Source organism: Pristimantibacillus sp. Z349TD_6, assembly GCF_056173205.1.
Genome location: NZ_CM149662.1, coordinates 181,904 through 192,500 on the forward strand (window position 1 = coordinate 181,904; position 10,597 = coordinate 192,500).

Annotated in this window: 12 protein-coding genes, 1 rRNA gene and 1 other RNA gene (1 of these 14 only partly in view); all 14 read left to right on the plus strand. The window is 44.8% G+C overall.

Going from position 1 to position 10,597, the window contains the following annotated elements; genetic code table 11:
* Positions 1-97: 97 nt before the first annotated feature.
* Positions 98-496, plus strand: coding sequence for a response regulator (locus tag AC0VYE_RS00870; RefSeq protein ID WP_076271590.1), 399 nt, complete (start codon positions 98-100; stop codon positions 494-496).
* 198 nt (positions 497-694) lie between these two features.
* Positions 695-907 carry a class II fructose-bisphosphate aldolase gene (locus tag AC0VYE_RS00875; RefSeq protein ID WP_076271591.1) on the plus strand — a complete coding sequence of 71 codons (213 nt, stop codon included), beginning with the start codon at positions 695-697 and terminating at the stop codon, positions 905-907.
* Positions 908-1,214: 307 nt separating this feature from the next.
* The gene (locus AC0VYE_RS00880; RefSeq protein ID WP_076271592.1) at positions 1,215-2,477 is read left to right on the plus strand and encodes a UDP-N-acetylglucosamine 1-carboxyvinyltransferase; all 1,263 of its coding nucleotides are present in this window, start codon (positions 1,215-1,217) and stop codon (positions 2,475-2,477) included.
* 123 nt (positions 2,478-2,600) lie between these two features.
* Positions 2,601-3,935 carry a transcription termination factor Rho gene (rho, locus tag AC0VYE_RS00885; protein ID WP_339205993.1) on the plus strand — a complete coding sequence of 445 codons (1,335 nt, stop codon included), beginning with the start codon at positions 2,601-2,603 and terminating at the stop codon, positions 3,933-3,935.
* 21 nt (positions 3,936-3,956) lie between these two features.
* Entirely contained in the window at positions 3,957-5,210 is a 1,254-nt protein-coding gene (locus AC0VYE_RS00890) for a radical SAM family protein (RefSeq protein ID WP_076271594.1), read from the plus strand.
* Positions 5,211-5,354: 144 nt separating this feature from the next.
* Entirely contained in the window at positions 5,355-5,552 is a 198-nt protein-coding gene (gene rpmE, locus AC0VYE_RS00895) for a 50S ribosomal protein L31 (protein ID WP_076271595.1), read from the plus strand.
* Positions 5,553-5,635: 83 nt separating this feature from the next.
* Complete coding sequence (locus AC0VYE_RS00900; protein ID WP_475445459.1) at positions 5,636-6,064, plus strand: hypothetical protein; 429 nt, start codon at positions 5,636-5,638, stop codon at positions 6,062-6,064.
* Positions 6,065-6,131: 67 nt separating this feature from the next.
* An RNA gene (gene ffs / locus AC0VYE_RS00905) (signal recognition particle sRNA large type) lies at positions 6,132-6,400 on the plus strand.
* Positions 6,401-6,724: 324 nt separating this feature from the next.
* Positions 6,725-8,515 carry a DNA polymerase III subunit gamma/tau gene (gene dnaX / locus AC0VYE_RS00910; RefSeq protein WP_475445461.1) on the plus strand — a complete coding sequence of 597 codons (1,791 nt, stop codon included), beginning with the start codon at positions 6,725-6,727 and terminating at the stop codon, positions 8,513-8,515.
* Positions 8,516-8,539: 24 nt separating this feature from the next.
* Positions 8,540-8,851: a YbaB/EbfC family nucleoid-associated protein gene (locus AC0VYE_RS00915; RefSeq protein WP_054025909.1), complete on the plus strand. Its 312-nt coding sequence runs from the start codon at positions 8,540-8,542 to the stop codon at positions 8,849-8,851.
* A 136-nt stretch (positions 8,852-8,987) separates the two neighbouring features.
* Positions 8,988-9,587: a recombination mediator RecR gene (gene recR, locus AC0VYE_RS00920; protein ID WP_076271598.1), complete on the plus strand. Its 600-nt coding sequence runs from the start codon at positions 8,988-8,990 to the stop codon at positions 9,585-9,587.
* 161 nt (positions 9,588-9,748) lie between these two features.
* Positions 9,749-9,997 (plus strand): DUF2508 family protein, encoded by a 249-nt coding sequence (locus tag AC0VYE_RS00925; protein WP_076271599.1) that lies wholly within the window; start codon positions 9,749-9,751, stop codon positions 9,995-9,997.
* Positions 9,994-10,257: a pro-sigmaK processing inhibitor BofA family protein gene (locus tag AC0VYE_RS00930; protein ID WP_076271600.1), complete on the plus strand. Its 264-nt coding sequence runs from the start codon at positions 9,994-9,996 to the stop codon at positions 10,255-10,257. Before AC0VYE_RS00925 ends, AC0VYE_RS00930 begins: the two co-directional genes overlap by 4 nt.
* A 289-nt stretch (positions 10,258-10,546) precedes the next feature.
* Positions 10,547-10,597: ribosomal RNA gene (locus AC0VYE_RS00935) — 16S ribosomal RNA — on the plus strand (it continues 1,505 nt past the right edge of the window).

The window sequence follows — 10,597 nt, forward strand, 5'->3', positions numbered from 1 at the left end:
AACGAGAAGGATTATATACCCACTTTAGCGAATATATTAACGATTATGGAAGAGTTGGCCATTTTCTGGGTAAACTCATTTGCGGGGGGATTTGGAGTTGGATAAGAAGAAAGTGTTGATCGTTGATGATCAGAACGGTATTCGCGTATTGCTTATGGAAGTTTTCAGCAGCGAGGGCTATAATACGTTCCAAGCGTCTAATGGCAAGCTGGCTTTGGAAATCGTCAAGAACGATGCTCCTGATCTTGTTCTGTTGGATATGAAAATTCCCGGCATGGATGGTCTGGAAATTTTAAAGCATGTGAAAGCTATCGACCGAAACATTAAAGTCATCATGATGACCGCATATGGTGAATTGGATATGATTAAAGAAGCGACGGATCTCGGGGCATTAATGCACTTTACGAAACCGTTCGACATCGATGAGATGCGAATTGCCGTTAATATGCAGCTGCGAGGCGGCAACTCCACAAGTCGTTTTGCAATAGGCTCTTGATTTAGCAAATAAACGGCATCGTCTCTTACTTGAAGGCGATGTCGTTTTTTTCATTTATTGGCAATAGCAAAACAAGCTTTACTATTCCAAGGCTCATTATGTTATAATGTCTCAGAATGACAAGTCGGACCGAGCTGGAGGAAGAAAGATAACATTTACGAGGAAGACAGCGATCTTGTTAGTTCCTATGAATGAATTTTGCCAGGCGCTTATAGCAAGCGAGAAACAGTAGTCCAGTTCAACACAGACATCAGGGTAATTACACAAACGATTGTTGAAGCTGCTAAGGAAGAAAAATCACCGTTTATTTGCAAGGTCAGCGAAAGCGCCTTGAAATATATGGGCATTCCATTCACTGCTGCAATGGCGTGTGCCGGGGCCAAAAAAAATCTAGTCTTCCAATCGATTTGATCTTGATCATGATATTAATCTCAGTTGCAGTATACCTTTGAGAGAAACATGTTGCTTTTACAAATACAATTTCAAGAAAACAAATAGCTAACGCTGATTCATTGGAACTACGCCAATACATGACAGCTGTGCGAATTGAGAAGCTGGCTGTTACTAACAAAAATCCGTTTGTTCGGAAGTAACAACTAAGTGTAATAACAGGAGCAAAGGAATAAACCGCCTCATAACGGCAAGTGGGTTTAACACTCGCTTGCTTTGGCGGTTTTTCCTTTATTCTCTTCCAATCTACGGGAGGAACTATAATTAGATGGAGAAATTGATGATACGCGGTGGACGGCCGCTTCGCGGTACCGTTCAAATCAGCGGAGCCAAGAACAGCGCGGTGGCTCTTGTACCTGCTGCTATTTTAGCAGAATCAGAAGTTGTGTTGGATAATTTGCCTATTATAAGTGATGTAGCTGTATATAGTGAAATTTTGCAGGAGCTTGGAGCTGTCGTAAAGCGTGACGGCGATATGATGCGCATTGATCCTTCCGCGCTTGTCTCCAAACCGATGCCAAACGGCAAAGTGAAATTGCTGCGCGCATCCTATTATTTGATGGGGGCAATGCTTGGTAGGTTTGGTGAAGCGACAATCGGAATGCCAGGGGGCTGCAACTTTGAGCCTAGACCAATTGATCAGCATATTAAAGGGTTTGAAGCACTTGGTGCCACGGTAACTAATGATCATGGATCTATTCGAATTCATGCTGAGCAATTACGAGGCGCAAAGATTTACCTTGACGTTTCAAGTGTTGGAGCAACGATTAACATCATGCTAGCTGCCTCGCGGGCCAAAGGAATAACGATTATTGAAAATGCGGCAAAAGAGCCTGAAATTATAGATGTAGCTACTCTCCTTAATGCCATGGGCGCAAAAATCAAAGGTGCCGGGACTGAGACGATTCGTATTGAAGGCGTCGATCAGATGCATGGCTGCCGCCATTCCATTATTCCCGATCGAATTCAAGCCGGTACGTATATGATTGCAGCTGCAGCAACGCGCGGCGATGTCCTTATTGATAATGTTATTCCGAAGCACTTGGAAGCGATGAGCGCTAAGCTTGAAGAGATGGGTGTTCAAGTTATTGAGATGGATGAATCCATCCGAATTATTGGCGGACCTAATTATTCGTCCATTGATGTAAAGGCACTTGTGTACCCTGGTTTCCCTACGGACTTGCAATCTCCAATGACAACCTTGCTTACACAAGCGAATGGAGTCAGTATTTTAACTGATTATGTATACGGTACTAGATTTAAGCATGTTCCTGAGCTCACTCGCATGGGAGCGGATATTCGTGTTGAGGGCCGTTCAGCTGTTATTGAAGGCGGCAAGCTAAGTGCTGCAAAAGTTAAGGCTGCTGATTTACGCGCAGGGGCTGCACTTGTTGTCGCTGCTTTGACTGTTGAAGAAGGCGTTACTGAAATTTCGGGTGTTGAATATATTGACCGAGGTTATGATAATCTAGTAGAAAACTTATGCCGCCTGGGTGCGGAAGTATGGCGCGAAACGGAAGCCACTTCATAAGGAATAGGACGATGCAGACGCTGTGGAATAGACGGCGTCTAATTCGGCAATGATGGATAATCAATCCTATGATTTTACTAGATATACAAAATCATAATGAAAATTAAATAAAGTGGTGAGAACATGACAGACCTTCAGATCGCAGATCTAGAAGAGATGAAATTGACCGACCTTTATAAATTGGCGAAGCAATTTCAAGTTCCCTATTACGGAACACTTAAGAAGAAGGAATTAATTTTTGCAATTCTTCGAGCGCAAGCAGAGAAGAGCGGCCTTATGTTCATGGAAGGCGTCCTCGATATTTTGTCAGAAGGCTTCGGATTTTTACGGCCTATTAACTATTTGCCGAGCAAGGAAGATATTTATATTTCAGCATCACAAATTCGCAGATTTGATTTGAGAAGCGGCGATCTTGTTTCAGGTAAATGCCGTCCGCCGAAAGAGAATGAGCGTTATTTTGGTCTATTGCAAGTAAATGCTGTTAACGGCGAAAATCCGGAAACGGCTTCCGAACGATTGCACTTTCCTGCGCTTACTCCTCTTTATCCAGAAAAGAAGCTAGTGCTTGAGACGACACAGTCGAAGCTTTCCACTCGAATGATGGATTTGCTTGCTCCTGTAGGACTTGGCCAACGCGGTCTAATTGTTGCTCCTCCGAAGACAGGTAAAACCTTGCTTCTTAAAGAAATCGCCCACAGCATTTCCGAAAATCGTCCCGATATCAAATTGTTCGTTCTGCTTATTGATGAGCGTCCAGAGGAAGTTACTGATATGCAGCGCTCTGTTAAGGGTGAAGTTATCGCCTCCACATTTGATGAGCTGCCCGAGAACCATATCAAAGTAGCAGAGCTTGTACTTGAGCGAGCGCTTCGTCTTGTTGAACATAAGAAGGACGTTGTCATCTTGATGGATAGTATCACCCGTCTTGCTAGGGCGTATAACTTGGTTATTCCTCCATCTGGTCGTACGCTTAGCGGCGGTATTGATCCAGCTGCGTTCCACCGTCCAAAACGGTTTTTTGGTTCGGCTCGAAACGTGGAAGAGGGCGGAAGCTTGACTATACTTGCGACTGCGTTGATCGAAACAGGCTCGCGTATGGATGACATCATTTATGAAGAATTTAAAGGTACGGGCAATATGGAGCTCCATCTAGATCGTAAGCTTTCTGAGCGTCGTATTTTCCCTGCGCTAGATTTGCGCAGATCTGGAACTAGACGTGAGGAAATGCTGCTTACGAAGGAAGAGTTGGAGAAGGTTTGGGCCATCCGCAGAGGTATGACGGATACGCCTGATTATGTAGATAATTTCTTGAAGAAACTTAAAGATAGTGAGAACAACGAACAGTTCCTCATGTCTCTTGATACAACAGTTGAAGCGAAGCCGGAGCGGTCCGGTATAAAGAGCAGTACTACAGCGACCAGCAGGCGTCCTACGCCTAGAACTACGCACGGATCGTAAGACCGCAGGAGGGAGAACAACATGAATCTCGTATATGCGGATAAAAACGGAAATGTATTTGACCATCCCGACTTTATAGCTTTGGGAAGAAGCGGCGATATGATTGTCGAAATTATGGAGGAGGAATTAATTCCACTTCCTAATGGAGCAACTCTTGTTAGCCTGCCTTTCACTAGACCCATAGGTCTTAATCCGAGCACGGGCGAAATGCAGGCATTGCAAGGCGGAGCTCAAGCAGTCGGCGCCTTACTTCCGCAAGGATTTACTCGTCTATGCTTGCCGGGCTACGTGAAAGCGGACAAGAACGAGAAGCTGCCATTGTTCGGTTATACAGCTGTCGTATGGAAAGATGGTAACTTTTATGTAACGGCTGAGCAAAGTGACGATCCTGAAAGATGGGATCCGCTTAATTGCGACCGTGGCGAACTAGGCATTCAAGTAGAGCGCATTCTTGCTAAATATCCGGATAATCGTCTTTATAAGCATCTGTCGAACTGTGCTCTAGGTTATGAGTGCTTGACCTCTTCCAACACGTTTCTAGGAAGATGGGAAGGAGCAGTTCCTGTATCCTACTCATGCAATGCAGGCTGCTTTGGATGTATTTCGGAACAACCAGATGATAGCGGTTTTGTCGCTCCGCAAACTCGGATGAATTTTAAGCCGACTGTCGATGAAATTGTTGAAATTATGATGGAGCACTTGCGCGAGCCGGAATCCATCATTAGCTTCGGTCAAGGCTGTGAAGGCGAACCGTCAACACAAGCGAAAATTATTGTTGAGGCCATGAAGCGTGTTCGCAGTCAAAACTCGCTTGGCTACATTAACATTAATACGAACGCCGGACTAACTGATTTCATGCGAGCGATTGTTGATGCAGGACTTAATCTAATGCGCGTGAGTACGATCAGTGCACTTGATGATCACTATAATGCTTACTACAAGCCTCGCGGCTATAACTTAAAAAATGTTGAGAAGTCATTGAAATATGCTTCTGACAATGGTGTATATACGTCGATCAACTATTTGATTTTCCCAGGGGTCACAGACCGTGAGGAAGAAATAGAAGCGATGATTGGATTCGTTAAGCGTACTGGACTCAAGCTCATTCAAATGCGCAACCTAAATATCGATCCTGAAAGCTACTTGGCGATTATTCCAAAGGCACAAGGCGAGATTTACGGGATGAAGCAAATGCTTGAAATTTTCCGTGAAGAGCTGCCCGATGTAGTTATTGGCTCTTATACACATGTTCCACCAGCCGCATTACGTCGATAAGTACCTATTGAGTAGTAAATCCGGCTAATATTAACCAAATCACTGATTATTCATTGCAACTGCAAATAAGTTCATGCTATAATCCGAGATGTGCGATTTAACTCTGAGTCCGCATGCGATTCAGGGCAGAAAGAGGTGAACGAGATGAAACAAGCTATTCATCCGACATACCACGTCATTACAGCAACTTGCGCTTGTGGAAATTCCTTCGAGACTGGTTCGGTTAAACCGAGTCTTCGCGTAGAGGTTTGTTCCCAATGCCACCCATTCTACACGGGTAAGCAAAAGTTCCTGGATGCTGGCGGCCGCGTCGATCGTTTCAAGAAGAAATACGGTATTTAATCCTACAAATCGTTCCGCCTTTATTTGGCAGAATACAAGAGCCTCCCTCAGCCATCCTATTGGATAGAAGGGAGGTTTTTTGATTGAATAAACAAACATTCGGTTTGAGTAAACGATTAGGTTTATTTCAAGTGGCAGCCTTACTCGCTTGTTTATTTCTGTTAGCCATGACGCTCTCAGGATGTGGAAATGGAAGAAGCAAGCAAGAAAACAGGCTGAAAACCTACGGTCATGATGGATACATGGGTTATTCCAACAGCAATCCCAATTTACCGAATCGTTATCAGTATCTTAATTATAATGCAGATGGAAAATTCATTGAGCAGGTGTTGAAGCCGATTTCCGGCATCGAGCACACGCAAATTTATTTTAACGGTACCGATCTTCATGTGAATGTAAAAGCAAATAAAGCACTGTCCGACGTTCAAGTCGAAGAGCTGCGAGCAAAGGCCCAGTCGGTTGTGCAGTACAATATGCCTCGGTATAAGGTTCATGTAGAAGCCAAAAGGTAGCCTTGTTATTCGTCCAATTTCAACCGCGAGTTGCGCTTTAGGACGGAATCGGCTATACTTATTTTTGCCGTGCTAGATGGGGAGGTAGCGGTGCCCTGTAACTCGCAATCCGCTGTAGCGAGGTTGAATTCCTACTTGAGGTTATACTGATGTAGGGTCTTGGCACTTGCGAGCAGTGTTGACAGTTGGGTCCTCCGCAATGGACGTTTATGAACTTGGTCAGGTCCGGAAGGAAGCAGCCATAAGTAAATTAGTTCATGTGCCGGGGGAGTGCCTGACTCGAGCTGTAGTGCAAGGATGTCGCCTGGGTCGTATTTATCAGGAGTAGGTGCACGGTACTAAAAATTTTCTAATATGATTTGCTAATAGCAAAAGTAGCACCTGTGATCGCTGTTCGATGTTTTTGTCGGAATTAGCGAATGCAGGTGTTTTTGTTTATAGATGTTGTTTTAATAGGGTAAAGTCTTAGCAAAAGAAAGTTTTGCTTGCTACACAGTTGTTGTATAATAGGGGAGTAGCAATTGTTTGAAATATAAGAAAGTACATTATTTTCTAATACTACTCTTATATTTCGCAATGCAAAGCAATTTCAGCGTCCACAGGACCGAAGGTGCTTTTGCTTATTGTAAATGAAAAGGCAACTTGAAAGGAAAGGTCTGCGTGTCACATATCGCTTTATACCGTGCCTGGCGTCCGCAGACGTTTCAGGACATGGTTGGACAACAGCATATTATTCAAACGCTGCAAAATTCTATTCGTGAGCAGCGTGTATCTCATGCTTATCTTTTTAATGGGCCGCGAGGAACCGGGAAGACAAGCGCTGCGAAAATATTAGCCAAAGCGGTTAACTGTGAACGTGGTCCGGCTGAAGAGCCATGTAATGAATGTGATGCTTGCATAGGGATTACCGCGGGACATATTATGGATGTAATTGAGATTGATGCTGCATCTAATCGCGGTATTGATGAAATTCGTGATATTCGTGATAAAGTGCGATATGCACCTTCAGAAGTGCGGTTCAAAGTTTATATTATAGATGAAGTACATATGCTTACGGCCGAGGCATTTAATGCCTTGCTCAAAACATTGGAGGAGCCGCCGGGGCATGTTATCTTTATCTTGGCGACGACCGAACCGCATAAGCTGCCTGCTACGATTATCTCCCGTTGTCAACGGTTTGATTTCAGGCAGGTATCGCTTGAAGAGCAGACGCAGCACTTGCTTAAGATTTGCCGTGAAGAAAGCATACAGGCCGACGAAGATGCGCTTGCTTATATTGCAAGATTGTCGGAAGGCGGAATGCGCGATGCGATTAGCTTGCTGGAGCAGGTTTCTGCTTTTGCAGGTGATCGCATTACTCTCGACGCGGCAGTAGATGTGACAGGCGGCATGGCCGCTGATCATTTCTACCAGCTGGCGGAGGCTGTTAAGGATCGTCATGTAGCAGCTGTTATGCCGCTCGTGGAAAGCTTGATGCAAGCCGGCAAAAGTGCGGACAAATGCATGGAAAACTTAATTTATTATTTCCGTGATTTGCTTGTTATGAAGCTTGCTCCGCAGGGCGGTGCAGTAACAGAGAGGATCGTTGATCCTGAACGCTTCAAAATGATGGCCGAGGCCTTCACTCCAGAGCGATTGTTCGCTATGATTGATACGTTGAACCGTTATCAAGTGGAGCTTAAGCATGCCTCACAGCCTCAAACCTTGTTTGAAGTAGCGCTTATGAAGCTTTGCACGTTAAATGACGAGCAATCGTCGGGCGGAGCGGCTTCTGCAAGTACAGCAGCTTCAGCATCAAGCGGCGGACAATCAGCAGAAGTAGGGCGTTTGCGTCAGCAGATTGAGGCATTGGAGCGTAAACTAGAGCAAGCGATCCAAAATGGAGTAGGTAGCGGGAACAACGCTTCTTCGGCTGACAGCGCGGCCAGCAAGCAAGCAGCACGTACTAATGCGGTTCGCAGTTCATTCGGCGGCTCAGGCGGCATAGTACGGTCTTCAGTCAAGCTTGATCCGTACCTGGCAACAGCAGGCAGTCCAGAATTCAATCAGTTCAGGATGAAGTGGAACGATGTCCTGCAGGGTGTGAAGGACGCTAAGATTACGGTCCATGCTTGGCTGAAAGACGGTGAGCCGGTTGCTTCTGCTGACGATGCCATTCTCGTCGCATTCAAGAATACGATGCACCGAGAAACGACCGAGAAGCCGGCCAATCGCGAGATTATTGAAAAAGTCATGCATGATGTGCTCGGCGGTTCATTCCGTATCGTTACGGTTATGATGAAGGACTGGCAGGCGGCAGCGGCACAAGGCGCTAGTACGCAGAAGAGCGAGACGCTTCAGCTTGAGCCCGAATCTTCTGCTTCACCACAAGCTGCAAGTCGGCCGGTATGGGTGGAAGAGGCCGTCAAACTTTTTGGTGAAGATTTAGTAGTAGTGAAGGATAAAGATTAAATTCTAATGATGAGGTGAATTGTAATGAACAATATGAACCAAATGATGAAGCAAGTGAAAAAGATGCAAGATCAAATGATGAAGGCTCAAGAAGAGTTGGAAACGAAGACGGTTGAAGGAACAGCGGGCGGCGGAGTAGTTACCGTATCTGCGAACGGCCATAAGAAACTTCTTAGCATTACGATTAAACCTGAGGCTGTAGATCCGGAAGATGTTGAAATGCTGCAAGACCTTGTCCTTACAGCTGTTAACGATGCGCTAACTAAAGTGGATGATCTAGCAAATAAGGATATGGGTAAATTCACAGGCGGAATGAAAATTCCAGGATTGTTCTAAGAAGCAGTATTGCTTCTGTTTGAAATAAAGGAAAGTATGTTACGTGTATACTTATCTTTTATTTCTCCGTCAAAGCTGCTTCCGTGTCCAGGGGACACCGAAGGTGTTTTTTGCTTGAAAGGAGCTGTACCCAGTTTTGTATTACCCAGAACCGATAGCGAAGTTAATTGATGCTTTTACGCGATTACCGGGTATTGGACCCAAAACGGCCGCCCGTCTGGCGTTTCATGTTCTTCGAATGAAGGAAGACGACGTCATTGATTTTGCGAAGGCGCTTGTAAGCGTTAAGCGCAATTTGTTCTATTGCTCGGTTTGCTGCAATATAACCGATACAGATCCATGTAGAATCTGTCAGGATAAATCTCGTGATAACTCCATTATATGTGTTGTTCAAGAATCTAAGGATCTTGTTGCGATTGAGCGTATGAAGGACTTCCAAGGCCATTATCACGTGCTTCAAGGCGCAATCTCGCCTATGGAGGGCATCGGTCCAGACGAAATCCGTATAGCTGAGCTGTTAAGAAGGCTGAGCGACGAACGCGTTCAGGAGCTTATACTGGCCACTAACCCGAATATTGAAGGCGAAGCCACAGCAATGTATCTATCCCGGCTGATCAAGCCATTTGGTATTCGAGTTACGCGTATCGCGCATGGCTTGCCTGTTGGCGGTGATCTTGAATATGCGGATGAGGTTACTTTATCCAAAGCATTAGAAGGTCGAAGAGAAATAAACTAGTCATAAGCAATATAGAAAACGGCAGGTCGAGGAATTGCTCGATCTGCCGTTTTTGTCGTCTTGATAAGGCGCTCCGTTTAATATCCCGTTCTATTCTAATGTCCAAGCTTATACATATAGTAATGAACATGATGTAGTAAGGACAAGCGGGAGGGATAGATATGAGCAATGCGGGCCAGCTCGAATTGAAAAAAGGAATTAATCAGATGGATGACATCCGAGCCGAAATTGTTGAGGCACACCGTGAATGGGAAAATGCGAATCGTTTCTTTAATTACGCAGTCGGCAAGGATCAAGTGGATTACGCGATATATTGTATGATCACAGCAGAAAAGCGATATGAGATGCTGCTTCGATTGGCAAAGCGTACTAGCAAGAACTGGCCAGCATGGAGAGGGGTGAGAGTGTGAAGACAATATGGTTATCGATTTTTATTGGCTCTTCTCTCCTGTTAGCAGTCGTACTGCTTAAGAACAGGTTATCATGGGGATGGCTGCGCAGCTTCTCGCTTCATCTTGTTCTGGCGGCGGGTTTGCTGTACTTGTTAAACTATTCTGGTCTTGTTCCAGGGATGTATATCCCGCTGAACCCCATAACAATAGGAACTGTACTTACATTAGGTGTACCTGGAGTAGCCTTAATCGTTGGGCTCCAGTGGGTGGTGGTTTAGCAAATTTGAAAAAGGTTTAAGGAAAAGGTTGACTCTGTATTCAATTATGTGCTACATTAGTTCTCGCCCCAAGAGTAAGTAAACAAGCTTCGAAAAAAGAATTTAAAAAAAAGCTTGCATTAACTTGGGCGAATGTGATATATTATAAAAGTCGCCGATACGAAACAACGCGGTTGACACGAAAGAATGAATTGTTCTTTGAAAACTGAACAACGAGTAATAACTGCCTCGCAAATCCTTCGGGATAAGCGAAAAAAGCGATAAAAAAGTAATGAGCATTTCAAACACCAATTTGGAGAGTTTGATCCTGGCTCAGGACGAACGCTGGCGGCGTGCCTAA